This window comes from Mesorhizobium sp. M8A.F.Ca.ET.181.01.1.1 (assembly GCF_004792025.1).
Lineage (GTDB): Bacteria > Pseudomonadota > Alphaproteobacteria > Rhizobiales > Rhizobiaceae > Mesorhizobium.
The window spans coordinates 943,144-968,048 of sequence record NZ_SRTV01000001.1; the positions used below are offsets into that span (position 1 = coordinate 943,144).

At 62.6% G+C, this 24,905-nt stretch carries 24 protein-coding genes; 12 read left to right on the forward strand and 12 right to left on the reverse strand.

The window, feature by feature from the left end; all coding sequences use genetic code 11:
* Positions 1 to 38: 38 nt before the first annotated feature.
* The 5 genes from EN824_RS04635 to EN824_RS04655 all read right to left on the reverse strand — a co-directional run bounded on the left by EN824_RS04635 (position 39) and on the right by EN824_RS04655 (position 3,680).
* Complete coding sequence (locus tag EN824_RS04635; protein ID WP_127278052.1) at positions 39 to 1,130, reverse strand: methylenetetrahydrofolate reductase; 1,092 nt, start codon at positions 1,128 to 1,130, stop codon at positions 39 to 41.
* Positions 1,127 to 1,723: a methylenetetrahydrofolate reductase C-terminal domain-containing protein gene (locus EN824_RS04640; RefSeq protein WP_127278053.1), complete on the reverse strand. Its 597-nt coding sequence runs from the start codon at positions 1,721 to 1,723 to the stop codon at positions 1,127 to 1,129. The genes EN824_RS04635 and EN824_RS04640 overlap by 4 nt, the downstream gene beginning before the upstream one ends.
* Positions 1,716 to 2,018, reverse strand: coding sequence for a virulence factor (locus EN824_RS04645; protein ID WP_127278054.1), 303 nt, complete (start codon positions 2,016 to 2,018; stop codon positions 1,716 to 1,718). The genes EN824_RS04640 and EN824_RS04645 overlap by 8 nt, the downstream gene beginning before the upstream one ends.
* A 202-nt stretch (positions 2,019 to 2,220) precedes the next feature.
* Positions 2,221 to 3,003, reverse strand: coding sequence for a formyl transferase (locus EN824_RS04650; RefSeq protein WP_127278055.1), 783 nt, complete (start codon positions 3,001 to 3,003; stop codon positions 2,221 to 2,223).
* Positions 3,004 to 3,104: 101 nt separating this feature from the next.
* Complete coding sequence (locus EN824_RS04655; RefSeq protein WP_127278056.1) at positions 3,105 to 3,680, reverse strand: DUF4893 domain-containing protein; 576 nt, start codon at positions 3,678 to 3,680, stop codon at positions 3,105 to 3,107.
* A 120-nt stretch (positions 3,681 to 3,800) separates the two neighbouring features.
* Here EN824_RS04655 and EN824_RS04660 point away from each other — a divergent pair, with 120 nt between their 5' ends.
* Entirely contained in the window at positions 3,801 to 4,721 is a 921-nt protein-coding gene (locus EN824_RS04660; RefSeq protein WP_127278057.1) for an NAD(P)-dependent oxidoreductase, read from the forward strand.
* A gap of 5 nt (positions 4,722 to 4,726) precedes the next feature.
* On the opposite strand, the gene EN824_RS04665 is transcribed toward EN824_RS04660, so the two are convergent.
* Positions 4,727 to 5,356 (reverse strand): DUF1638 domain-containing protein, encoded by a 630-nt coding sequence (locus EN824_RS04665; RefSeq protein WP_127278058.1) that lies wholly within the window; start codon positions 5,354 to 5,356, stop codon positions 4,727 to 4,729.
* A 54-nt stretch (positions 5,357 to 5,410) separates the two neighbouring features.
* Here EN824_RS04665 and EN824_RS04670 point away from each other — a divergent pair, with 54 nt between their 5' ends.
* Positions 5,411 to 5,548 carry an entericidin A/B family lipoprotein gene (locus EN824_RS04670; RefSeq protein ID WP_019858698.1) on the forward strand — a complete coding sequence of 46 codons (138 nt, stop codon included), beginning with the start codon at positions 5,411 to 5,413 and terminating at the stop codon, positions 5,546 to 5,548.
* Between the two features lie 82 nt (positions 5,549 to 5,630).
* Here the strand turns inward: EN824_RS04670 and EN824_RS04675 are convergent, their stop codons facing one another.
* Positions 5,631 to 6,329, reverse strand: coding sequence for a B12-binding domain-containing protein (locus EN824_RS04675; RefSeq protein WP_032930649.1), 699 nt, complete (start codon positions 6,327 to 6,329; stop codon positions 5,631 to 5,633).
* A 289-nt stretch (positions 6,330 to 6,618) separates the two neighbouring features.
* On the opposite strand from EN824_RS04675, the gene EN824_RS04680 reads away from it, so the two are divergent.
* From EN824_RS04680 to EN824_RS35095, 8 genes are all read left to right on the forward strand, one after another.
* Positions 6,619 to 8,193, forward strand: a complete 1,575-nt coding sequence (locus EN824_RS04680) for a trimethylamine methyltransferase family protein (RefSeq protein WP_127278059.1) — start codon at positions 6,619 to 6,621, stop codon at positions 8,191 to 8,193.
* 142 nt (positions 8,194 to 8,335) lie between these two features.
* Positions 8,336 to 8,785, forward strand: a complete 450-nt coding sequence (locus EN824_RS04685; RefSeq protein WP_127278060.1) for a hypothetical protein — start codon at positions 8,336 to 8,338, stop codon at positions 8,783 to 8,785.
* Positions 8,782 to 9,462, forward strand: a complete 681-nt coding sequence (locus EN824_RS04690) for a 4Fe-4S dicluster domain-containing protein (RefSeq protein WP_127871522.1) — start codon at positions 8,782 to 8,784, stop codon at positions 9,460 to 9,462. The genes EN824_RS04685 and EN824_RS04690 overlap by 4 nt, the downstream gene beginning before the upstream one ends.
* A gap of 104 nt (positions 9,463 to 9,566) precedes the next feature.
* Positions 9,567 to 10,298: a dienelactone hydrolase family protein gene (locus EN824_RS04695; protein ID WP_135922126.1), complete on the forward strand. Its 732-nt coding sequence runs from the start codon at positions 9,567 to 9,569 to the stop codon at positions 10,296 to 10,298.
* Positions 10,299 to 10,400: 102 nt separating this feature from the next.
* Positions 10,401 to 11,579, forward strand: a complete 1,179-nt coding sequence (locus tag EN824_RS04700) for an NAD(P)/FAD-dependent oxidoreductase (RefSeq protein WP_127871521.1) — start codon at positions 10,401 to 10,403, stop codon at positions 11,577 to 11,579.
* A gap of 114 nt (positions 11,580 to 11,693) precedes the next feature.
* The gene (locus EN824_RS04705) at positions 11,694 to 12,254 is read left to right on the forward strand and encodes an RNA polymerase sigma factor (protein WP_127871520.1); all 561 of its coding nucleotides are present in this window, start codon (positions 11,694 to 11,696) and stop codon (positions 12,252 to 12,254) included.
* Positions 12,255 to 12,256: 2 nt separating this feature from the next.
* Positions 12,257 to 14,416, forward strand: coding sequence for a VWA domain-containing protein (locus EN824_RS04710; protein WP_127871519.1), 2,160 nt, complete (start codon positions 12,257 to 12,259; stop codon positions 14,414 to 14,416).
* Between the two features lie 352 nt (positions 14,417 to 14,768).
* Positions 14,769 to 15,038, forward strand: coding sequence for a hypothetical protein (locus tag EN824_RS35095; protein ID WP_167531374.1), 270 nt, complete (start codon positions 14,769 to 14,771; stop codon positions 15,036 to 15,038).
* 17 nt (positions 15,039 to 15,055) lie between these two features.
* On the opposite strand, the gene bmt is transcribed toward EN824_RS35095, so the two are convergent.
* Together bmt and EN824_RS04725 are read right to left on the reverse strand one after the other, a co-directional pair.
* Positions 15,056 to 16,078: a betaine--homocysteine S-methyltransferase gene (bmt, locus tag EN824_RS04720; RefSeq protein ID WP_189521746.1), complete on the reverse strand. Its 1,023-nt coding sequence runs from the start codon at positions 16,076 to 16,078 to the stop codon at positions 15,056 to 15,058.
* An 86-nt stretch (positions 16,079 to 16,164) separates the two neighbouring features.
* Positions 16,165 to 17,022, reverse strand: coding sequence for a helix-turn-helix transcriptional regulator (locus EN824_RS04725; RefSeq protein ID WP_127280234.1), 858 nt, complete (start codon positions 17,020 to 17,022; stop codon positions 16,165 to 16,167).
* A 230-nt stretch (positions 17,023 to 17,252) separates the two neighbouring features.
* On the opposite strand from EN824_RS04725, the gene EN824_RS04730 reads away from it, so the two are divergent.
* Positions 17,253 to 18,272 carry a fatty acid desaturase gene (locus EN824_RS04730; protein ID WP_189343746.1) on the forward strand — a complete coding sequence of 340 codons (1,020 nt, stop codon included), beginning with the start codon at positions 17,253 to 17,255 and terminating at the stop codon, positions 18,270 to 18,272.
* Positions 18,273 to 18,365: 93 nt separating this feature from the next.
* Positions 18,366 to 19,193, forward strand: a complete 828-nt coding sequence (locus tag EN824_RS04735) for a PhnD/SsuA/transferrin family substrate-binding protein (protein WP_135866730.1) — start codon at positions 18,366 to 18,368, stop codon at positions 19,191 to 19,193.
* Here the strand turns inward: EN824_RS04735 and EN824_RS04740 are convergent.
* The 3 genes from EN824_RS04740 to EN824_RS04750 all read right to left on the reverse strand — a co-directional run bounded on the left by EN824_RS04740 (position 19,158) and on the right by EN824_RS04750 (position 24,766).
* Positions 19,158 to 20,513 (reverse strand): Xaa-Pro peptidase family protein, encoded by a 1,356-nt coding sequence (locus EN824_RS04740; RefSeq protein ID WP_135866732.1) that lies wholly within the window; start codon positions 20,511 to 20,513, stop codon positions 19,158 to 19,160. The two genes, EN824_RS04735 and EN824_RS04740, sit on opposite strands and share 36 nt — an antisense overlap.
* A 9-nt stretch (positions 20,514 to 20,522) precedes the next feature.
* Positions 20,523 to 23,093: an FAD-dependent oxidoreductase gene (locus tag EN824_RS04745; RefSeq protein WP_135931941.1), complete on the reverse strand. Its 2,571-nt coding sequence runs from the start codon at positions 23,091 to 23,093 to the stop codon at positions 20,523 to 20,525.
* 95 nt (positions 23,094 to 23,188) lie between these two features.
* A complete protein-coding gene (locus EN824_RS04750) occupies positions 23,189 to 24,766 on the reverse strand; it encodes a trimethylamine methyltransferase family protein (protein WP_127278737.1) in 1,578 nt (525 codons plus the stop codon).
* Positions 24,767 to 24,905 lie beyond the last annotated feature (139 nt).

A 24,905-nucleotide genomic window follows, 5' to 3' on the forward strand; every position in this document is an offset into this window, starting at 1 on the left:
TCTCTTGTCGATCAAGCGAATGGTGCGTTCCGCGCGGGTCAATGCGCGGTCTTCACCATGTCCACCTGGGTTTCGGTAATATCTTCGTGCAGGATGCGGTCCAGCCGGTCGGCGACCATCTGGTCGTCGCGGCGGATTTCACGCTTCCATGGCTGGCGGCCCTTCAGCACGCCCGATTCATCGACGATCTCGGCGACATATTCCTCCTGGCGATAGGCCATCACATGGATGCCCGAGACACCGGGAATTTCCTTCACCTCGTTGATGATGTCGGTGCAGAGCTGCTTGCCTTCCTTCTTCTGGTCCTGGGCGCCTTCCAGCCGCTTGATGACGGCATCCGGAATATGGATGCCCGGCACGTTGGAGCGGATCCATTTTGCCGTCTTGGCCGAGGCCAAGGGGCCGACGCCGCACAGGATGAACACTTTCTCGGTGTGGCCGAGATCGCGCGCCTTCTGCATGAAGGTCTTGAACATCGGCACATCGAAGCAATACTGCGTCTGCACGAACTGCGCACCGGCGGCGATCTTCTTGCCGAGATGGATCGGGCGAAAGTCGAAGGGCGGCGCGAACGGGTTGACGGCAGCGCCCAGGAACAGCTGCGGCGGCGTCGTCAGCTTGCGGCCGGACAGAAACTTGCCGTTGTCACGCATGATGCGGCAGGTCTCCAGCAGCGACATGGAATCGAGATCGAACACCGGCTTGGCTCCCGGCTGGTCGCCGGCCTGGACGCCGTCGCCGGTCAGGCACAGCATGTTGGCGACGCCCATGGCAGCGCCGCCCAGCACGTCGCCCTGGATGGCGATGCGGTTCTTGTCGCGGCAGGCGATCTGCATGATCGGTGCGTAGCCCATGCGGGTCAGCAGCGCGCAAATACCAACCGACGACATGTGGCAGTTGGCGCCGGACGCATCGACTGCGTTGATGGCGTCGACCCAGCCGTCGAAGATCTTCGCCCTGTTGTAGACATCCTCGGGATCGGCGCTGTCGGGTGGGTTGAGCTCGGTGGTCACGGCGAATTCGCCGCGCCGCAGCACGCGCTCCAGCCGGCCGCGCGAGGTGTGGCCGGGCAGGGGATCGAGCGGCAGGTGAATGCCGGCCGGGTTCTCGTCACGCTGACGGCCGGTCATGCGGCGGCTCCGGTCTTTGGCGCGGCGGCGGCTTCGCGGGTTGCCGCCGCCTGCGCGGTGACGCGCAGCCAGGCCGAGGTTTCGCGCAGCGACTGGTCGACCGGCTTCTGCACGGTGAGGATCCTGTCGGAGTTGACCATGTTCTGCGAACCTTCCCAGGCCTTGACCCAGACGCAGGGCATATCGGGCTCGACCTCGCAATTGCCGTTGGCGCGCACGCCGCCGCAAGGGCCGTTGCGCAACTGCTTGGGGCAGTTCATCGGACACGACATACCGGTGGAGGACAGGATGCACTGGCCGCACATGCGGCAGTCGAACATAAAGCCTTTTACGCGCTTCTCGATGAATTTCACCGGGGCCTCGACGCGGCCATAGCCGATGCCCTTCCACAAGGGATGCAGCAGCAGGAACATGTCGGCGAAGCGGGCATAAAACCATTCGAGCAGGCGCGAGTGCCGAATGGACCATAATCTCACCGCGAACGAGCGCTGCACGCGGCGCTGCGGCGAGACGTCGGCCGGCTTGTAGTCGGATTTCGCCGCAGCCTTCTTGACCAACGTGGCTTGGGTAACCGTCGGGTTCTCGTCAGACATTTTCTTTCCCGCCCGCCTTGACCAGAGCGACCAGCCGCTCGCGGTCGTATTTCGCGTCGAGCTCGTGGAAAGCCTTTTCGACCTCGGCTTCGAGATCGTCACCGACCGCAACCGGTTCGGCCTTGCGCCATTCGGCGAGATAGTCGTCGGTGCCACCGGCGCCGGTGCGCATGGCGCACATGTCGATCGCCTCGGTGAAGCGCAATGGCAATTCGCGCTTGGCGTTCTGCCGGCCTTTCCTGACGATGACCTGGGCAGGGATGTCGCGCCAGTAGACGACGATAAGATCGGCCATGAATTCTCGCTCCTCGATATTCCGAGCATTGCCGCAAGCGCCGTAAGGCTGCTTGTTATGGGACGACGCGCGCGCATTCAAAAGCGACGCATTTGGATGTCGTAAAATGAAAGGTGGGTTTATTCGTTTGCGACCCATGTCGCGGCGGGGTCAATGCAGCAATATGGCGGCCGAGTTTGCGCTCTTGCCGAGGCTGGATGCGTCACCAGATGCCGGTTCTCAGCCCTGTCCAGACGTAGAACCAGATCGTTGGGTGGTACCACTGTTTCGATGGCAGCCCTGGATCGAACGTTGCGAGTTTTCCGGCCAGCGCATCGCTGACCGCCTCGACGCAGATGTCGCGCGAAAACGCCGCCTGGCGCAGCGCATAGCTAGAGATGGTGTCGCCTTGTTTGGGCTTGCCGCGCACCTGCTTCAACACGCCGCCGGTGTCGACGCCCGCATCGACCAGATGGACGGTCGTGCCGAAATTCTGCGGATCGCCTGACGTCAATGCCCAATAGCCGCCATTCATGCCGCGGTATTTCGGCGTGATGCCGGCATGATAGTTGAGTACCGGGCAAGGCATTTTGGCCAGCATCTCCCTGGAAATCAGCCTGCACCCGTTCAACAGCACGACGCCGGGCTTGATCGTCTCGATCGCCTGCAGGCATTCCGGCCCGTTGGCGGATTCCACATGGACGATGACCTGGCCTTGCCGAGGCTCCGTTTCAAGCTTCTCCTCGGAAATCAACCGGGCGGCGTGTTTGACGTTGAGCCGTTTGCCAAGCCTGCTCAGCACCATGGTGCCGAGCTGGCCCATGGCGGAGATCCAGCCCTGGCGTCGGGCGCGGCCGCGCAGCAATTGTTTTTTAGATTCAGGGATTTCGAGGACGACGGTGACAGGACCGACGCGGTCGGCGAGATCGTTGATCATGGCCCAGACATGCGCGCCGCCGCCGGTGACGACTACAATCGGTCGCGGATTGGATTCCGACGCTGCCATTGATCTTGCCATGCTCCAAGGACCGGCTGACGTGGCCGGACCTTAGGGCAGGCGGGTTAATCCTTGGTATGCCGGAAGCCTTACCAGGACATGAAGGCCGGTCAGCGTTTGAACTCCATGATGTCGAGCTTCGATTCGTAATATGGCGCGGGGAATTCGATGCGCCATTCCTTGGCGCTGTTGCGGAAGGCGTAACCGACCTGATCGGTCTGCGGACCGCTGCCATAGGGCTTTGCCCGGTCGTCGTTGACGGAGCCGGAGCCAAGATAGATCGAGCGCTTGTCGCCATCGTCGAAGAAGCGGCCCTGGGTGCGCTGCGAACCGCTGATCTTTTCCAGCCGCCAGCCGGAGCCATCATCGGTCACCCTGCATTTGAACCAGCCATAGATGACGAGTGGGCTCAGTCCGCCGACCTTGATCGTGCGGCACCGCCAGTTGCCGGTGAGATCCTTGTCGGAGAAGGCGACCAGCGGCTTGGCCAGCAGCGCGTCGAGTTGCTTGACCTCGGCGGGTTTGCCCGCCTTTGCCTCGGCGAGTGCTGCCTTGCGGGTGTCGCCATATTTGTCGAGCCGCGCCTTGTCGGAGGCGGTGATCAGTTTCTGCACTTGACCGTCGGCAAGGGCGGGCAAGGAGCAGCAGAGCAGGCCGACAACGGCAAGCAAGGGGCGGAGGTTCATCGAAGGATTCCCTGTTTTGTCTGGAACGGCGCCGCTGCCGTCTGGTGCATAACTTACCGGGTCGCTGGCGCCTGTCATCCATGCTTAACAGCGTCACGATCGAAATTCATGGTGTGACGAATGCGAATCTTGCTTACGGGATCATCGGGTTGGCTGGGAAGCGCGTTGGCGCCACGCCTGCGCGGGCTTGGACATGACGTCACCGGCCTCGATCCCGTTCCGTCGGCCGAAACGCGGATCGTCGGTTCGATTGCCGACCGTGACCTCGTGATGCGTGCCGTTGGGGAAAACCGGATCGAGGCCATCATTCACAGCGGCGCGCTGCACAAGCCCAACATAGAAAGCCATGCCAACAGCGATTTCATCGCGACCAACGTGCAAGGCACGCTAAACCTGCTCGATGCGGCGGTGGCGGCCAATGTGCAACGCTTCGTCTTTACGTCAACGACTTCGCTGATGATCTCGCAGGCGATACGCGACGGCTTCAAGGGCGGTGCGCGCAGGGCGGCGTGGCTGACGGAAGCGATGTCGCCCGAGCCGCGCAACATCTATGGAGTGACCAAGCTCTCGGCCGAACATCTTTGCCGCCTCTACCATCTTCAGCATGGCCTGCCGGTGGTCGTGCTGCGCACGGCGCGCTTCTTTCCCGAAGCCGACGACATGGCGCATGCGATCGAACAGTCGGACGCCAACACCAAGGCAAACGAACTGCTGTTTCGGCGGCTGACGGTGGACGATGCGGCGCGGGCGCATGTCGCGGCATTGGAGAAGGCGCCGGAGCTCGGCTTCGACATCTTCATCGCCTGTGCGCCAACGCCGTTCCAGCCCGATGATTGCGCGGACTTGATCGCCGACGCTCCATCGGTCGTGGCGCGTTATTATCCCGAATTTCCCGCCCTTTATGCGCGCAAGGGCTGGACGATGTTTTCCTCGATCGACCGGGTCTATGACGCGTCGCGGGCTAGGGACAGGCTGGGTTTTGTCTGCAGGACGAGCTTTGCCGATGTGCTGACGGCGCTGGCGGCGGAAGAAGCAGCCTGACGCCTTCAGGCGTTTGTTGCGGCCCGCGCCAACTCCGGCTTCAGATCGCCATAACCGGTCGAGCGGCGCTCGTAGGCGAGGCCGAGCAGAGCAGCGGCTTTTTCCGCGACGTTATCGAGTTCAGGATCATCGGTCTGCGCCAGATAGATCAGTCTCTCGTAGTTGCCGAAATAGTCCTTGATCAGCTCCGGGTGCTTGTCCAGGCCGAGCGGCTTCATGAAGAAGGCATCGAACTGACGGCACAGGAAGTCGGTCATGTAGAAAGACATCATGTCGTCGTCGGCGACCTTCGCATAGGCGTCCATGCCTTGGTAGAAGGCGAAGCAATGCGGGCCGGCCATGCGCTCGACGCCATGCTTTTCCAGCACGCGGTCAAGCAGACCGCCCGTACCGCAATCGGCATAACCGACGAAGATGTGTTCGTAACCCTCCGCCTTGGCCTTTTCGATGGCCTTGTCCATGGCCGGCGCGATGCGGTCCGGATAGAAATGAAATTCCGCCGGCAAACAGGTCAATTCCAGGTGGCTCAGCCCGAGCTGTTCCTTGACGGCCAATACCTCACGCGCAATCATTCCGCAGGCGATGACGAGCAGCCTGTCTGTCTGATTCGGTTTGGTTTTTTTCGTCTTGACCAAGTAGAACCGGCTTTCGCTGCGGGGCTAATCTATCTGTCGAGGGAGACACCGTCCATGAAACTGCTACGCATTGCGCCGATCGCCATCCTTGCCTGCGCGCTTGCACTCACGGCCTGCGCCAACACCATTCGGGGTGTCGGCAAGGATGTCAAATCGACGGCGAGGGCGGTCAAAGACACCGTCGCCAATTGATCGGCAGCCACGTCCCTCATCTGGGAACAAAAAAGCCGCGCTGCAAGGCGCGGCTTCCTTTTCGTCGTCCCGATGCCTTGGATCAGGCCGAAGCGCGCACGTTGTGCTTGCGCTTCATGAAATCCTTGGCGGTCTCGACCGCCACCGCCGCGTCGCGGCAATAGGCGTCGGCGCCGACGGCCTTGCCGAATTCCTCGTTGAGCGGCGCGCCGCCAACCAGCACGACATAGTCGTCGCGGATGCCCTTTTCCTTCATCGTGTCGATGACGACCTTCATATAGGGCATGGTGGTGGTGAGCAGCGCCGACATGCCGATGATGTCGGGCTGATGCTGCTCGATCGCATCGAGATACTTCTCGACCGCATTGTTGATGCCGAGGTCGATGACGTCGAAGCCGGCGCCTTCCATCATCATGCCGACGAGGTTCTTGCCGATGTCGTGGATGTCGCCCTTGACGGTGCCGATCACCATCTTGCCCTGCTTGGGCGCGCCGGTGGCGGCGAGCAGCGGACGCAGGATGAACATGCCGGCCTTCATGGCATTGGCCGACAGCAGCACTTCGGGAACGAACAGGATGCCGTCGCGAAAATCCTCGCCGACGATACGCATGCCTTCGACCAGCGCCTCGGTCAGCACCTTGTAAGGAGCCCAGCCGCGCTCGAGCAGGATGCGCGTGCCTTCCTCGATCTCTTCCTTCAGACCGTCATAGAGATCGTCGTGCATCTGCTGCACCAACTCGTCGTCGGAAAGTTCAGAAAGGATGATCTCGTCGTCGGACATTTTAATCCCAGCTCCTCACGGCATCGCGACTGTGTCGCAAGGCACAAAATAATGGCGTTCATACCTAACCCGCAACGGGCGGGTATCCATAGCTGATTTGCGACTTCCCGCAAAAGGAAAGCGACTGGAAAATCTATCGGATTTCTTGTCGATTTTGCGACAGGCGTTGGCGCGGACGGGCCGTTTCGAATAGGGTGCATGGCTACGATCCGGCGAAAGCCGCGCCATGCGGCCGCAACGGTTACGGACCGGCCATAGTCAGGCAGGCCATATTCAGGGAAGAGCGATCATGAGCGAACACGCGGCAGTCGACCAGGAAGCGTCCAACGCGCGGCGTGGGCGCGGCGCCAGCGGTGGAGCGGCGGCCCGCCGGGCCGCGCGTTCCGGCGGCGGTCCCGGCACCCAGCTCACCTACATCAAGCGCAAGATCAACGTCTACGAGGTGCTGAACGAGGAAGGTCTGGCGCTGATCGAGAAGAACACCGACACGGTGCTGGAGGAGATCGGCATCATTTTTCGCGATGACGCGGAAGCGCTGCAATTGTGGAAAGAGGCCGGCGCCGACGTCAAGGGCGAGCGCGTGCATTTTCCCAAAGGGCTCTGCCGTTCGCTCTTGAAGACCGCGCCGTCCATCTACACCCAGCATGCCCGCAATTCGGAGCGCTCGGTGCAGATCGGCGGCAATGCGACCGTGTTCGCGCCGGTCTATGGCCCACCCTTCGTGCGTGATCTGGACGGCGTCAGGCGCTATGCGACGATCGAGGATTTCCAGAATTTCGTCAAGCTCGCCTATATGGCGCCGTCGATCCACCATTCGGGCGGCACGGTGTGCGAGCCGGTCGACGTGCCGGTCAACAAGCGCCATCTCGACATGGTCTACGCGCACATCAAATATTCCGACAAGCCGTTCATGGGTTCGGTGACCGCGCCGGAGCGCGCCGAGGACACGGTGGCGATGGCCAAGCTGGTGTTCGGCGACGATTTCGTCGAGAACAACACGGTGCTGACCAGCCTGATCAACGCAAACTCGCCGATGGTGTTCGACGAGACCATGCTTGGCGCCCTGAAAGTCTATTCGCGGCATAACCAGGCCTGCATCGTCACGCCGTTCATCCTCGCCGGCGCGATGAGCCCGGTGACGGTCGCCGGTACGCTGACGCAGGTGCTGGCCGAAGTGCTGGCCGGCGCATCGTTCACGCAGCTGATCCGTCCGGGCGCCCCGGTGCTGTTCGGCACCTTCGCCTCGTCGATATCGATGCAGTCGGGCGCGCCGACTTTCGGCACGCCGGAACCGTCGCTGGTCTCCTATGGAGCAGCGCAACTCGCCCGCCGCCTCGGACTGCCGTTCCGTACCGGCGGCTCGCTCTGCGCGTCCAAGGTTCCGGATGCACAGGCAGCCTATGAGAGCGCCAACACGCTGAACTCGACGATTCTCGCCGGCACCAATTTCGTGCTGCATTCGGCCGGCTGGCTCGAGGGCGGGCTGGCGTCCTGCTACGAAAAATTCATGATGGATATCGACCAGCTCGGCATGCAGCAGAAATTCTGCGAAGGCGTCGACCTGTCGGAAAACGGCCAGGCGATGGATGCCATTCGCCAGGTCGGCCCGGGCAGCCACTATCTCGGCTGCGACCATACCCAGGCCAATTTCCAGACCGCCTTCTACCGCTCGTCGATCGCCGACAACAACTCCTATGAGCAGTGGCTGGCCGAAGGCCAGAAGACCGCCCCGCAGCGTGCCAACGATCTCGCCCGCCGCTGGCTGGAGGCTTACGAGGCGCCGCACCTTGATGAAGGCATCGACGAAGCCCTGAAGGACTTCATCGCCAAGAAGAAAGGGTCGATGCCCGACGCCTTCACCTGAAAGGAGCCCGAGTCAGGCGGGGCTAAAGTCGCCAACATCATCCACAAGGAAGTCTGGCGGAGCGCGTTCTCCGATCCGGACCGGAAGGGATGATTCTTGCCGACGCCGCCGCTATTCTCCGGGCGGGCGGTCGGAGATCGAGATGGGTCGAAAGGCATTGAGGGGGATCGCGGCTGATGTCGCCGCGTCATTCATCAGCCGCAACAACGACGCCGATGGTTATTGGGCCATCGGCAAACTTCACGCGCACGCACGAGAGCACTCTACGGCCAAAATCCTGATTGACTTATCAGGCCAGTTATCAGGTACGTTGTCGGAATTCGCTTCGATAGCCGCCAAATACCGGTCAATGATCGAAACTCAAACTGCCGCAAAGGGTCTTCGGGTTTGTTCTAGCCAAATTGAAATTGAGTTCGATCTCCCGAAAACCAGGCAGTGCTCGGCGGACGAAACCGGATACACGTGCGCTGTGATGATCGTTGACGACCGAGGACAAGCTTGGATTCGCAAGGTCTACGGCTGTTCTCACCCGCACGATCCAAAACGAGAGCGACGCAGTTCGCGAGCTAAAAGCGAAGCTGAAGCCCGATGATCCGTAGCTATGATCATCTCAGCGGGGCCCTGGTCCGATATGGACTAATTGTCCGCGGCGGCTTCAATTTCGTCGATGGCGAAGACGTTCCCCTAGGCTCATCAGGCGTCCCAGCCAGGTCGGTGCTGCTGGTCGGGCAGGCGGGCGCGGCGCCGTGGCCGCACTTCCTGCGGTGGCGTGAGAAGCAGCCACCGTCCGCCATCAATCCGCTCGACACATGGTCGCGCGCGGTCATCGGCGCCGTTGCCGACGATTTCGGCGCGCGCGCTGTGTCGCCTTCGGACCGCCCGTATCTGCCGTTCCAGCGATGGGCGATGCGGGCCGAGGGGCTGAGACAGTCGCCGCTCGGCATCCTGATGCATCCGAAATATGGGCTCTGGCACGCCTATCGCGGCGCATTGCTGTTCGATCAGGAGATCGCAACCCCCGAAGCTGACGCAGCGATTCATCTTTGCGACACATGTGTCGAAAAACCCTGCCTGAAATCCTGTCCAGTCGGCGCCTATTCGGTGGACGGCTTCGCGCACCAGGCGTGCCTGGCGCATGTGCGCGGCACGGATGGTGCGCCTTGCCGTGCCGGCGGCTGCCTCGACCGCAACGCCTGTCCCTACGGCGCTGAGCATCGCTATCCGGCCCATGTCCAGGCTTTCCACATGGCGGCGTTCGCCGGAGTATAGGCATTCCTCCGAACCGCACGGAAACTTGACCGAGATCGGCAGGTTGCGGCTTGCCCTGGCGGGCGGCGCGGATATCTATCGCCTGGCAACCGGCGGAGCGCGCAATGACGAAGCAGGACATCGAGATCAAGACCCTGGACGGCACGGCGAAGGCACGGCTGTTTCGTCCAGCCTCGCCCGCCAGGGCCGGCATCATCATCTACATGGATATTTTCGGTCCGCGTCCGGTGCTCGACCAGATGGCCGAGCGCCTCGCGGGGCATGGCTATGCCGTGCTGGTGCCCGATCTCTTCTACCGCTATGCGCCGTATGGCCCGTTCGATCCCAAAACCGCCTTTGCCGAGGCAAAGACCAAGGCCCTGCTGTTGATGCTGAGCGGCGGCACGACGCAGGGCATGACCATCCGCGACGGCAGCGCCTTCCTCGATGCTCTGGCCGCCGAGAGGATCGCCGGACCTGTTGGTGTCGTCGGCTATTGCATGGGCGGCGCGCGGGCGCTCAACGCCGCCGCGACCTATCCCGACAGGATCCGGGCCGCCGCCAGTTTCCATGGCGGCAACCTCGCCAGCGATGCCGCCGACAGTCCGCACCGCAAGGCGGCTTCCATCAAGGCGCGCATCTATGTCGGTATGGCGGGCGTCGACCGGAGCTTTCCGCCGGAACAGTCGACGAGGCTGGAAGAGGCGCTGCGGAATGCTGAAGTCGACCACACGATCGAGAATTATGTCGGCATGGCTCATGGCTGGTGTGTGCCCGACCATAGTGTCTTCAATGCAACCGGTGCCGAGCGGCATTGGAAGCGATTGACGGATTTGTTCGCCGAAACGCTGGTCTGAGCCTTCGCCACCCTGTTGGCCGCGCGCCACATTGGAGGTATCAGGCGGGATGACCGGCTCGCCCGCTAAAGCGGCGCGGGTCATGCGGGAACGATCAGCCTGATGCAATCCTATGATGTCGTGATCATTGGCGCCGGCGCCGCCGGAATGATGTGCGCCGTGGAGGCCGCCAAGCGCGGCCGTTCGGTGCTGGTCCTCGATCATGCGGCGGCACCTGGCGAAAAGATCCGCATCTCCGGCGGCGGTCGGTGCAATTTCACCAACATCCATACGAGCCCGAAGAATTTCATCTCGAGGAATCCGCATTTCTGCATCTCGGCGCTCAGCCGCTATACGCAGCGCGACTTCATTGCGCTCGTCGAACGTCACGGCATTGCATATCACGAGAAGACACTGGGGCAGCTTTTTTGTGACGGCTCGGCGCGCCAGATCATCGACATGCTGGTCTCGGAAATGCAGGGCAGGGGCGCCGAGCTGGTATTGTCGACTTCAGTCGAGACCGTCAGCAAAACCGAGGAAGGGTTTGAACTCAGGCTCTCCGCCGGCTCGGTCTCTTGCCGGTCCCTGGTCGTGGCCTGTGGCGGCAAGTCGATCCCCAAGATGGGCGCGACGGGCTTCGGCTACGAGCTTGCCGATCGGTTTGGCCTTGCCGTCGTAGAAACACGGCCTGCCCTGGTGCCGCTGACCTTCGATGCAAAAACGCTCGATCGGCTTTCGCCCCTGGCCGGGAACGCCGTCGACGCCGAGATTGCCTGCGGCAGGGCGCGGTTTTCCGAGGCGATGCTGTTCACGCATCGCGGCGTAAGCGGGCCATCCATCCTGCAAATCTCCTCCTACTGGCGCGAGGGTGATGAAATCCGCATCGCCATGCTGCCGGGCACGGATGTGGCTGAACTCGTCCGCGCCGCCAAGCGTGGCAATGGCCGGCAGGCGGTGCAGACCGTGCTGGCAAATCACTTGCCGAAACGGCTTGCCCAGGCGATAGCCGAGCGAACCGGGCTCAATGGCAATCTTGCCGATCTTTCCGAGGCCCAGGTCAAAACCGTGGAGGCCGCGGTCAACGACTGGCGCATCAAGCCAGCCGGTTCGGAAGGCTACCGGACGGCCGAAGTGACGCTCGGCGGGGTGGACACCAACGGGCTCGACCAGAAGACGATGCGGGTGAAATCGATACCCGGCCTGTTCTTCATCGGCGAGGTCGTCGACGTCACGGGCTGGCTCGGCGGCTATAATTTCCAGTGGGCATGGTCGTCGGGCTGGGCGGCGGGCCAGGCGTGTTGACATTCAGGTGAGGCCAGCCTGACCTGAACCTCAACAGGTGCAAAGGCCCTGTTCGAAAAAAATCTTTCCATCACCCCAAGGATTAGCCATTAGCCTTCGTCCAACAGGCAAATGATGGCGATGATGCTGGATGAGAGCGAAGCCTCCGACGCCGAACTGATCGGGCGGGCGAAGGGCGGAGACAGGGGGGCCTTCGGCAAATTGCTGGAGCGTCACTACGACTTCGTCTATCGCGCCGCCTATCGCTGGTGCGGCAGGAAGGCCGATGCCGAGGACATCGCCCAGGAAGTCTGCGTCCGGCTCGGCAAGGCGATCCGCGATTATCGCGGCGGCGGTGCGTTCACGACATGGCTCTATACCATGACGATGAACGCCGCGCGCGATATGATGCGCAAGACCGCGCGCGAGACGGTCAAGACCGAGGCCTATGGCGTCCATGCGCTGATTTCGGGTGAGGCCCCGGCCGAGAGCGAAGACCCTGCCGAAGCGCTGTGGGCGGCGGTGCGGCAATTGCCGGACAAGCAGCGTGATGCCGTGATGCTTGTCTATGGCGAAGGCTTGAGCCACGCGGCCGCCGCCGAGGCGATGGCGATCTCGGAGACGACGGTTTCCTGGCACATCCATGAAGCGAAGAAACGGCTGAAGACGTTGATGCGTTCAGCCGGGGAAGTGTGACCATGGTCGACGACAACGAACTCAGAAAGCTGCGCGACGCAGCAATACCCGCACCCGGCGAGAGCGCGAAGGCGCGTGCCTTCGAGGCCGCCCTGCGCGCCTACGACCAGGAAAATATTTCTGCTGTCACCCAAGGATCGGTCGGCGGCCTTCGTCTCACAGAGCGAGCACAAAAGCTCTGGAGCGAAATCATGCAAAAGAAACTCATTGCCACGCCGGCCCTTGCCGGGCTCGTCGCCCTGCCGATCGCCGGATACGCCACCTTCCATATGCTGAGGGAACAGCCGCCGGCGTTCGGCGACAAGGAGAAGATCACCGAGACGCTGGCCGACAAGCCGGCGACGCTGAAGCCGGCCACCGCCGAGCCGAAGCAGGCCCCGACGGAACTGGCGAAAGACAAGAAGGCCGACGCGGATGTGGAAAGCCGCGATGCCAGCGACGCGCTTGCGCCACCAGCCTCGCCGCCGCAGCCGCAGACGACTGCCGCAGGCGGCGTGGCGCAGCAGGACGGACGCACGCGTGACGTGACGCCGAATGAGGCCCCGGCAACGGTCAACGAACCCGAGTCGGCCACTTTGCGGGCTTACAAGCCAGCGCCGGCCCCGACAGGCGAGTTCGCGGTCGACGGCACGACAAGCGCGCCGTCGCGGGTTGCCCGCATGCCGGCTGCCGAATCCAAGCTGATGGCGCCGCAGCCGACCGCACCGGCGGATCAGATCGCGCCGCAAGAGGAAAACCGCAACCGCATCGAGGACTTCAAGACCAATCCGGTGCATGCGGCCCTGCAAGACCCGGTCTCGACCTTCTCGATCGATGTCGATACCGCCTCCTATTCCTTCGTGCGCCGTTCGCTGAAGGAAGGGTCGGTGCCGCAGGCCGACACGGTCCGGGTCGAGGAGATGATCAATTACTTCCCCTATGACTGGAAGGGGCCGGACTCGGCATCGACGCCGTTCAACTCGACCGTCAGCGTCATGCCGACGCCGTGGAACGAGCACACCAAGCTGATGCATGTCGCCATCAAAGGGTTCGACATCAAGCCGACCGAGCAGCCGAAGGCCAATCTGGTCTTCCTGATCGATGTCTCGGGCTCGATGGACGAGCCGGACAAGCTGCCGCTGCTCAAATCGGCATTCCGCCTGCTGGTCAGCAAGCTGAAGGCCGACGACACGATCTCCATCGTCACCTATGCCGGAGAGGCCGGCACCGTGCTGATGCCGACCAAGGCGGCCGAAAAGGACAAGATCCTCAACGCCATCGACAATCTGACGCCCGGCGGTTCGACGGCCGGCGAGGCCGGCATCAAGGAGGCCTACAAGCTTGCCCAGCAATCCTTCGTCAAGGATGGCGTCAACCGGGTGATGCTGGCCACCGATGGCGACTTCAATGTCGGCCAGAGCGACGACGATGATCTGAAGCGCCTGATCGAACAGGAGCGCAAGTCGGGTGTCTTCCTGTCGGTGTTCGGCTTCGGCCACGACAATCTGAACGACCAGATGATGCAGACCATCGCACAGAACGGCAACGGCACCGCCGCCTATATCGACACGCTGGCCGAGGCGGAGAAGGTGCTGGTCGAGGATGCCTCCTCGACCCTGTTCCCGATCGCCAAGGATGTGAAGATCCAGGTTGAGTTCAACCCGAGCAAGGTCTCGGAATACCGCCTGATCGGCTACGAGACCCGGGCGCTCAACCGCGAGGATTTCAACAATGACCGCGTCGATGCCGGCGACATCGGCTCGGGCCATTCGGTCACCGCGATCTATGAGATCACGCCCAAAGGCAGTGGCGGCGAGCAGATCGATCCGCTGCGCTATGGTCAGGCCACGGTCAACAATGGCGGCGTTGCCAATGCGGACGAATACGCCTTCGTCAAGATACGCTACAAGCTGCCCAACGAGGACGTCTCGAAGCTGATCACCACGCCGGTGACCTCTGCCAACGAGGTGGCTTCCTTCGACCAGGCGAGCACCGACCAGCGTTTCTCCGTCGCGGTGGCGGCCTTCGGCCAGAAGCTGCGCGACGAGGATGCGACCGCGAAGCTCGGCTACGACAAGATCATGGAGATTGCCACTGCCGCCCGAGGAGCCGACCCGTTTGGGTACAGGTCCGAGTTCCTTTCGCTTGTGCGCCTTGCCTCGGCGCTGGGCGGTAACCGGTAGTGGCGATGAAGGCCGGCTTCTTTCAGATGATGGGATCGTTCTGATAGCCGGCCCACGGGCGGGTGAGGCAGGCCGGCGAGGGATACTTTCCCTTGCCGGCCTTTTTTTCGGATCTGTTGATATTCAGGTGATGCCGGCCTGCAAACAGTGGCTTCCTGCGCTTCCGGTGCTCACGTACTTAAGTACGCTCCGCTCCGGTTCTCGAAAGTCACTGTTTTCGGCTCGGCCTGACCTGAATCTCAACAGATCCTAGGGCAGCGCGCCGGATCGTTAAATTGCGCTGCATTTCCGGTACCGGATAGCAATTTCCTCTCGCTACACCGGTCATGTCTAAGGCTTGAGGGAGCCGGAATTGCAGATCAGAACCATCGCCAACTCGACTCCGCCGGCACGGGATGCTTCGGCGGTTTCATCAGCCCCGTCAGCCGAATCCAGACGCATCAGCGATGATGTCGCGCAGGCGCGTCACACCGCCATGTCGGCGCTGACCAATGACCGCTTCCGCGCCATGCTGGAGCAGATTACCGATCCGGGCGCGTCGGGTGTGCTGGCGACAATGCGCGGCGACAATGTCGTCGATTTCAGGTCGGCGCAGTCGAGTTACGCCGACAACAGCGAATAGCCGCAAAAGAAATCGCGTCAGGCCCGGCCGCGGCGCCGCTCGCGGCGGGCTTCGCTGGTCTCGGCGGTGTTTGCCGTCGCCACCTTGTTGCGCATCGGACCGATGCGCTCGACGATCTTTTCGACCGTCGGACGATCCGCCCTGGTGTGGGCGTCGAGCGCCTTGCGCATCGCGGCAAGATGCTGAAACGAGGTGCCGCAGCAGCCGCCGATGATTTTGGCTCCACCATCCACGGCCAGCCGGACATAGTCGGCCATCAATTCGGGCGTGCCGGAATAGTGGATTTCGGTGCCACGGAATTCGGGGATGCCGCAATTGCCCTTGACGATGACGGTCGCCTCCGGCTTCGCCTGCGTCATATCGAGCAGCGAAGCCAGGATGTCGGAGGCGCCGACGCCGCAATTGGCGCCAACGCCGAGCGGCGCCTGCGACAGGCCGTCGGCGACGCCGTGGATATCTTTCGGCAGCAGGCCCATCATGGTGCGGCCGGCGGTGTCGAACGAGCCAGTATAGGTGTAGGGAAGGCCGACGCGGATGGCGGCCTCGGCGGCGGCGCGGATCTCGTCGGGCGCCGACATGGTCTCGATCCAGGCGACTTCGGCGCCACCTTCCTTGAGACCCTCGATCTGTTCGGCAAAGGCGTCGACCGCCTCGTCATAGGTCATGGCGCCAAGCGGCACCAGCAATTCGCCGGTCGGGCCGACCGAACCAGCAACGATCACCTTGCGGCCGGCCTTGTCGGCGACAGCGCGGGCGATCTCGGCGGCGCGTTTGTTCAGCGCATGGACGCGGTCCTGCGCATGATGCAGCTTCAGCCGGTGGCGGGTACCGCCGAAGGAGTTGGTCAGGATGATGTCGGCGCCTGCGTCGACGAAATTCTGGTGCAGGCTGGTGATGGTGTCGGGCGCCGTTTCGTTCAGCAGTTCCGGCGCCTCGCCGGCCTCCAGACCCATGGCGAACAGATTGGTGCCCGTGGCGCCATCGGCCAGCAGCACGCCCTTTTCAGCCAGCAGGGCTTCGATCGGATTGCTCGTCGTCATCGGATTGGCTTTCATGTCTTGAAATTCGAATAAGGATATAAAGAAGTCTTTATGTCTAGTCAATGAAATTGCGATGCAGAACGCGCTCAGGCTGAGCCTGATGCGAACGACATGCCGGCCAGGTTGCGGGCGAAGGCGGCCGCTTCGTGCGGGTTGATGTCGGCGGCACGGATCAGATTGTCGAAATGCTGTGTCAGCGCCTGGACCGGCTGCGTGGCGTTCAGCACCACATACATGTCTCCCACATAGATGGCGGCGCGATAAGGACCGAAGATGGTGAGCGGGATGGAATAGCGCATGCGGCCGTCATAGAGGAACAGGCGGAAGGTCGGATAGAGGTCGTCGAGCAGCGTCGCCATATGGGCAAGTTGCTGCTGGCGGTCGGCTGCCGGGAAACGGTCCCACACCCCGAGGCCGCGGGCGAAGATCTCCAGCGTGTGGCGCGGCATGCAGACTTCCATGTCGGTTTCCGGTCGCCGGTTGTATTCGATGCGGTATTGCGTCTCGCTGGCCTGCGCCAGGCGGCTCCTGTTGGTGATGTTGGCCTCGTAGTCGACGAGCGCGCGGGTGCGCAGGAGATCGGGAATGCCGGCCGGCACATAACGGATCTTGGTGCCAGCGGCTTCGGCGAACCATTTGGCGAGCAGCGTGCGGTCGAAGCCATCGGGCGCTTCCTCGATCTCAAGGCTCTCGCGGATTTCGCCGGTCACGCCTTCGTCCTGGCTCAAGCCCAGCAACCAGTCCAGCGACACCTTGAATTCGGCGGCTATGTTGAGCAGCGTTTCGGCTCGCGGCAGGCGTGTCGACGCGCCCGACATCAGCTGCGACAGCGCCGACCGATCGATGCCGACCGCTGACGCGAACGCCGACTGATTGAGATCCGAGCGTGTCAGGAGGAGCTTCAGACGCTCCCGAAAGATCGTCGACAGATCGCGCTTGTCCATGGCCTTGCTCCCGTCTTCCGGAGGAAAAATTTGCGCCGAAGCCCCTGCAGCAGGGCTCCCAGGCGTAAATGAATCCCTAAGATTGTTTACAATGTACAACATATGCAGTCAAAAATGCGCAATCGCAACATTTTGTGCACTTTGTCGCGTTGAGTGGAATCACTTCTCCTGACACAATGCTGTCAGGAACCATTTGGGGTTCCGGCGACTGAGGGACAGTGGTCGATAGCATGGCAAGCATACCAGGCAAGAGCATCCGTCGAAGCAGCAAACCGGCCATCGAATGGCCGACCGTGGTCCTCACTTTCTTCTGCTACGGCACATGGTTCGCCGCCGGCCTCTTCCTCTGGCCATCCTATCCCATCCTGGCCCTTATCGTCATGGCCGTTACATTGGCTCTGCAGTCCTCGATCATGCATGAGGTGCTTCATGGTCACCCGACCCGCAACGCTTTGGTCAATGAGGCCTTCGTCTTCCTGCCGATCGGTCTTGCGTGGCCGTTCCGCCGCTTCAAGACCATTCACCTGCGCCACCATGCGGACGAGCGCCTGACCGATCCGCTGGACGATCCCGAGAGCTATTACCAGGCGCTCTGGATGCACGAAGAAATGCCGCCGCTGATGAAATTCGTGCTGAAGGTCAACAACACCATGGCTGGTCGTCTGGTGCTCGGCCCGTGGCTGTCCTGCATCGGCTTCTTCATCGACGATGCCAAGCATGTGATTGCCGGCGACAAGGCGATCCGCAAGGCCTGGCTGCTGCATGCGATCGGCCTTGCCGTGGTGCTGCCGGTCGTGCAGTTCGGGTTCGGCATGCCGGTTTGGCTGTATGTGCTGGTGCCGGTGTGGCTCGGCCAGTCGCTGATCTCGATCCGCACCTATGCCGAGCATCAGTGGTCGGAGCATCCGGAAGGCCGCACGGTGATCGTCGAGCGCTCGCCGCTGTCGTTCCTGTTCCTCAACAATAATCTGCACTTCGTCCATCACAAGAGCCCGACGATCGCCTGGTACCGGCTGCCGAAGCTGTTTCGTGACCGGCGCGAGGAATGGCTGCGGATGAACAATGGCTATGCCTACCCGAACTATTTCGCGCTGCTCAAATCCTATGCCTTCAAGGCCAAGGAGCCGATCGTGCATCCGGTGCTGCGGCGTGCGCCCGAGCCAGGCAGGGCGTTCAAGCCGCGCGTCAGGGCGCGCAACATCAATGGACTTGGCACGGTGCCGGTCCCGGCCGAGCCACCCAAGGAATAGGATCCGCCGATAGGGTGGATGCCGTGTCGGCCAATTCTGATTGGGCGCCGCGTTTTTGCGAACTTTTTTCGAGGCATGTGGTTTGATATCGGCATGAGCGAATTGATTGCGGCGTTGCCGATGTACGACTGGCCCGAAGTGCGCGACGAGGTCGACGCGCAATGGGCGTCGTTGCGCGATGCTTTCCGGCCTAGGGGTATCGATGCGCCGCAATCCATCGTGCGGCGCAACGCTGACCTGCCCGCCGTGCCAGGCGGTATCCACGACGCCCAGGGGGGGCTGATCGCTCCGGATCCGGCGACCCTGCCGCCGGACGAGCTCGATTTCCACAAGCTCTGGCTGCATCCGGCGCTGCTGTTCGCGCAGACCTGTTGGGGGCCGATGGAACTCGGTTTGTCCCGGCATGTGCAGGTGGTCGGCCAGCCAAGCTATGACGCCTATGAGGGCGGACAGGGCGAGCTCTATTCGAGCGCGCTGGTGATGCGCTCGGGCGAGGGGCCGGAGGTTCGGTCACCCGCCGACGGCAAGGCCTTGCTGCCGCTCGATCTCATCCGAGGCAAGCGCTTCACCTTCAACAGCCTCGATTCCATGTCGGGCATCATCGCGCTGACGCGCGACCTGGAAGCGGTCGGCGAAAACCTGGACATCTTTTCATCGCGTGGCGAAAGCGGCGGCCATCGCGACTCGATCGTGGCGGTCGCCGAAGGCATGGCGGATGTCGCCGCGCTCGATTGCGAAAGCTGGGCGCTGGCACAACGCTTCGAGCCGGCGGCGCGCAAGGTCGTGATCGTCGGCTGGACAGCACGGCGCAAAGGTCTGCCGTTCATCACCGCGAAAACGACGCCGGAAAAGACCGTGCGCGCGATGCGCGAGGCGCTTGGCGGCCTAGCCGAGCAGCCGCTGATCCAACGGGTAGGTTGAAAGTTTTTCGTTGCCGGTCTCGGTGATCAGGATCTGCTCCTCGATCTTGACGCCTTCGCCGCCGCCGAGCCGGCCGATATAGCTCTCCACGCACAGCACCATGCCTGGTTCCAGCACACCGTCGGGCGTATCGGATGTCCAGTCGCTGGCATGCGGCAAGGTCGGGTATTCGTCGGCAAGTCCGACGCCGTGGTAGAGAACGCCGTAGCGGGTCGGGAAGCAGTCTCCTGGCGGCACTGCTGAGCGTTCGACAAGGTCGCGGAAGGAGATGCCGGGCTGCATCAGTGCCGTGTTGTGTTCGATCTGATCGGCGGCGATGCGGAACAGGTCGCGCTGTTTGTTGGTCGGCTTTATATCGCCGCAGAGCCAGGTGCGTGAGAGATCGGCGCAGAAGCCGTAGGGGCCGATCAGGTCGGTGTCGAAGGCGACAAGATCGCCTGATACAATGATCCGCGACGAGCATTCCTGGAACCACGGATTGGTGCGCGGTCCCGATGTCAGCAGCCGCGTTTCGATCCATTCGCCGCCGCGCGCGATGTTGCCGCGATGCAGTTCGGCCCACAATTCGTTCTCGGAGATGCCGGGCTTCAACGCCTGTTCCATCTCGCCCATTGCCGCCTCGCAGGCGACAATGGCGCGGCGCATGGCAAGGATTTCGTCCGGTGATTTGATCAGCCGGGCATTTTCCATCACGGCTTCGCCATTGCCGAGGGAGATACCAAGGCGGTGGAGCTCTTCGACGCCTTCCGGATTGATGTGGTCGACGGCGATGCGGTTGTTGCCGCCGCCGTGCTCCCTGACCAGATCGGCGATGGCGGCGGCCCAGCGGCGGACTTTCTGCTCGGTCAGTTCGCCGCCATAGAGATACATCCATGAAATGGCGGGGCGGACTTCATCGACGACACCGGAGTGGTCGGAAAGATGCTCGCAGGAAAAGTAGTCGAACAGAACCACCGGCCCGTCGGTGGCGACGAAGCAATGCCGCGTCGGATTGTGCGCCACCCAGAGCTGCATGTTGGTGCTGTCGGTCGCATAGCGGATATTGACCGGGTCGTAGAGCAGGGCGCCGGCATAGCCGCGGCGCTTCAGCTCGGCGCGAATGCGGTCGAGCCGATATTGCCGCATGGCGGGCAGGTCGGGAGCGGCAATGTCTGCCGCGGCCCATTCCGCTTCAGCCACCGCGCCATAACCCAGCACATGCTGGTTGAGCCCAGCGGCCTTCTGTCGTGAGGCGTCGCGCAGCGCCTCGATCGAGCCTGATACAAAAGGCATGATCTTGCGGTGGCGGCCGAAGCTTCCCTTTGGCGCCGCGCTGTCCATGGCGAAACCTCAGCTCCGCATCTTCTCGCCACTCGGGTCGAAGGGCGCCTCAACATTGATGCGGGCCGGACGCCGGTGACCGAGGATCTCGATCTCGAACAGGCCGGCACTTTCATCCTCGGCGAGTGCCGCCGGCACATAGCCTTGCGCCATCGATTTCTGCACGTAATGCGCATAGCCGCCCGACGTCACCCAGCCGACCACGCGCCAGTCGCCGTCGACGATGCCGCGCACGGCGGACGCGCCTTCGGCGGCCTTTGAACCGCGTATTTCCTTGCCTGAAGTGTCGAAGCGCGGCGCGCCGTAGCCATGCGGCTTCTCGACGGTGCCGTAATCCTTGCTGACCTTGGCCCAGATCGGCTCGTCGCCCATCACGTCGGCATCGGCCGCGTCGACGATGAAGGAGACGCGGCGCAGTTTTGGACCTTCCGCCTGTTCCTTGGCGGCGGCGTCGCGGCCGATGAAGTCGTTCTTCTCTAGCTTGATGAAACGGTCCATCGAACCTTCGAACGGGCCGTAGATCGGCCGCAGCTCGCGGAACCAGGTCGGGAAGTTCTTTTCCAGGCGCATGGACAGCAAGGCGCGCATGCCGAAATCGACCAGGCCGAATTCCTCGCCCGCTTCCTTGATCGCCTTATAGACCAGGCGCTCGTAGGCCGGCGCCATCCAGATTTCATAGCCGAGGTCGCCGGTGTAGGTGATGCGGTTGACCAGGCACGGTGCGCCGCCGACCGCCATTTCGCGGAAATCCATGAAGCGGAACGCCTTGGTCGAAATGTCGACATCGACCAGCTTCTGCAGGAGGTCACGCGACTTCGGCCCGGCAATCGACAGGCCGACCAGCGTCTGGTCGAAGCGATGGATGCGCACCGAACCATCCTTCGGCAGATGCTTTTCGAACCAGCGCATGTGGTACTTCTGCGCGGCCGACGACCCCCAGATCATGAAGCGGTCTTCACCGGCCTTGGCGATGGTGAAGTCGCCGATCAGCTTGCCGAATTCGTTGATCATCGGCGTCAGCACGATGCGGCCGGTCTTCGGCATGCGGTTGGTCATCAGCCGGTTGAGGAACTCTTCCGCACCCGGCCCCGATACTTCGTATTTGGCGAAGTTGGCGATTTCGGTGACGCCGACCCTTTCACGGGTGGCGCGCACTTCCTCGCCGATCGGCCCAAAATCGTTGGAGCGGTGGAAGGAGACGATGTCCTTCGGCTCCTTGCCCTTAGGCGCGAACCAGAGCGGGGTTTCGAGGCCCCACGAGTCGCCCATGACGGCGTTGTTGGTGAGCATGGTGTCGTAGAGCGGCGTCGTCTGGGCCGGGCGGGCGGCCGGCAGTTCCTCGTTGGGGAAGCGGATCGAGAAGCGGCGCGAATAGTTTTCGCGAACCTTGGCATTGGTGTAGCGCAGGCCGGCCCACTCGCCGAAGCGGGCGACATCCATGCCCCAGACGTCGAAGCCCGGATCGCCATGGACCATCCAATTGGAGAGAGCGAGGCCGACGCCGCCGCCCTGGCTGAAGCCGGCCATAACGGCGCAGGCGCACCAGAAATTGGTCAGGCCCTGCACCGGGCCGACCAGCGGGTTTCCGTCGAGCGCGAAGGTGAAGGGGCCGTTGATGATCTGCTTGATGCCGGCCTTTTCGATACCGGGGAAATGCTTGAAGCCGATTTCGAGCGACGGCGCGATGCGGTCGAGATCGGGCGGCAGCAGTTCATGGCCGAAATCCCACGGTGTGTTGACCGGCGACCACGGCTTGCAGGCCTTCTCGTAAGTGCCGAGCAGGATGCCGTTGCGTTCCTGGCGGGTGTAGATCTCGCCCTTGAAGTCAAGCACTCCGATCATTTCGCGGCCGGTCGACTTGTTGAATTCCTCGACCTCCGGCATCGGCTCGGTCAGGAGATACATGTGCTCCATGGCCAGCACCGGCAGCTCGACGCCGACCATGCGGCCGATCTCGCGCGCCCACAGGCCACCGCAGTTGACGACATGTTCAGCGTGAACCGTGCCCTGTTCGGTGACGACGTTCCAGGTGCCGTCCGGCTGCTGCGTCAGGTCGACGACGCGGTTGCGCAGCACGATCTCGGCGCCGAGTTTCTTGGCCGCCTTGGAGTAGGCGATGGTGGTGCCGGAGGGGTCGAGATGGCCTTCGACCGGATCCCACATCGCGCCGACGAAATTGGTCTCGTCCATCAGCGGGAACATCGCCTTGGCCTCGGACGGCGTGATCAGCTCGGTGTCCATGCCGAGATAGCGGCCCTTGGCGTGGGCCAGCCGCAGGAAATCCATGCGCTCGGGCGTATCAGCCATCATCACGCCGCCGGTCAGGTGCAGCGAGCAGGATTGGCCCGAAATCTCCTCGATCTCCTTGTAGAGCTGGACGGTGTAGGCCTGGAGCTTGGCGACGTTCGGATCGCCGTTCAGCGTATGAAAGCCGCCCGCCGCGTGCCAGGACGAGCCCGAGGTCAGCTCGGACCGCTCGATCAGCATGATGTCGGTCCAGCCGGCCTTGGCCAGGTGATAGAGCACCGAGCAGCCGACGACACCACCGCCGATGACAACCGCTTTTACATGAGATTTCATGAAGATAGGTCCGTTTTTGTGTAAATTGAATCAGTTGGTTCAGTTCGCCGCGAGCGGCCTCGACTTTGGAAGTCAAAGCTCACTACGGCGTACGATCAAAAATCGGTCGGTGCGCCGCCTTCGGCGGTGCGCTTCTGGACGAAGGCGTTGAGTTCCTCGCGGATCGCCGGGTCCATGTAAGGCTCCTCATAGGAGGCCAGACGCTCCTTCCAGACCTTGTTGGCCTTTTCCAGCGCTGTCGGCGAGCCGGCTTCGGCCCAGGTCTCGAAATTGCGCCAGTCGGACAGGATGGGCGAATAGAAGGCGGTCTTGTAACGATCCTGCGTGTGCTGGGTGCCGAAGAAGTGGCCGCCGGGACCCACCGACTGGATGGCGTCGAAGCCGAGCGCCTCTTCGGATAGGTCGAGCGGGGTCAGGAATTCTGCCACCATCTGCAACAGGTCGATATCCAGAATGGTCTTCTCGTAGGAGCAGCGCAGGCCGCCCTCGAGCCAGCCGGCGGCGTGCATCATCAGATTGCCGCCGCCCTGGATGGCGCCCCACAGCGAGAACACGCTTTCATAGGCTGCCTGCGCGTCGACCGTGTTGGCCGCGCAGGTGTTGGAGGTGCGGTAGGGAATGTTGTAGCGGCGGGCAAGCTGGCCGCCGACGAGTTGCGCCTTCATGTATTCGGGCGTGCCGAAGGCCGGTGACCCGGATTTCATGTCGACATTGGAGGTGAAGCCGCCATAGCCGACCGGCGCGCCCTTGCGCACCATCTGGGCGAAAGCAATGCCCGACAGCGCCTCGGCGTTCTGCTGCACCAGCGCGCCGGCAATGGTGACGGGCGCCATGGCGCCCGACAGGGTGAAGGGCGTGACGATGACGACCTGGCCCTTGCTCGACATCTGGATGATGCCTTCCATCATCGGCACGTCGAGCTTGAGCGGTGAATTGGTGTTGATGATGGTGAAGACGGACGGCTCCGCGAGCAGTTGCTCGTGGCTGATGCCGCGCGCGATGCGGGTGATCTCGATGCCGTCGACATTGCGCTCCTTGCCGAGCGAATAGATGTGGAACACCTTGTCGGTCAGCGTTGCGAGGTCGCGGATGCATTCGAGGTGGCGGACCGACGGGTGGATATCGGTCGGCTCGACCGGATAGCCGCCCGTGCAGTTCAGGATGTTGTGCATCTGGGCCAGCCGCAGGAAATTGCGATAATCCTGCTGGTTGCCCGGTCGGCGGCCACGATCGATGTCGGAGCAATTGGGTGCCGAGGCCATCATCGAAATGATGAGATTGTCGCCGCCGAAGCGCAAATTGTGCGCGGGATTGCGGGCATGAATGGTGAATTCGGACGGGCAGTTCGACACCAGATCGAGGATCATGTCGCTGTCGAAGCGCACCCGCTCAGAGCCCTCGCGGACATCGGCGCCATGCGCCTTCATGATGCGGCGGGCTTCGTCGTGCAGGACATCGACACCGATTTCCCTGAGCACGCGCAGGGAGGCGAGGTGGATCGATTCCAGCTCATCCTCGGAAACCAGCTTGGTCGGCGTCAGTGGATTTTTCAGTTGGCGGAAAGCTGGCTGCTCGAAGGCGGCCGAGCCTCCGGCGCGCTTGCCGGCGCGACCGCCACGGCGGGCACGGTCGGGTGCCAAAGCCGGCTCTGAGGGTTGTAGGGCGGCGGTCATGATGGTCCTCGTAGGATGCGATAACGGGCGGCATAATGGACCGGCGCCCGTCCGGCCATTGCGGAGGCGGCGACCACTAGGGCGAGGGAAGCGACATGCCCGAACGGCAGTTGCGCGGCCGCCGCATTCGCCCGATCAT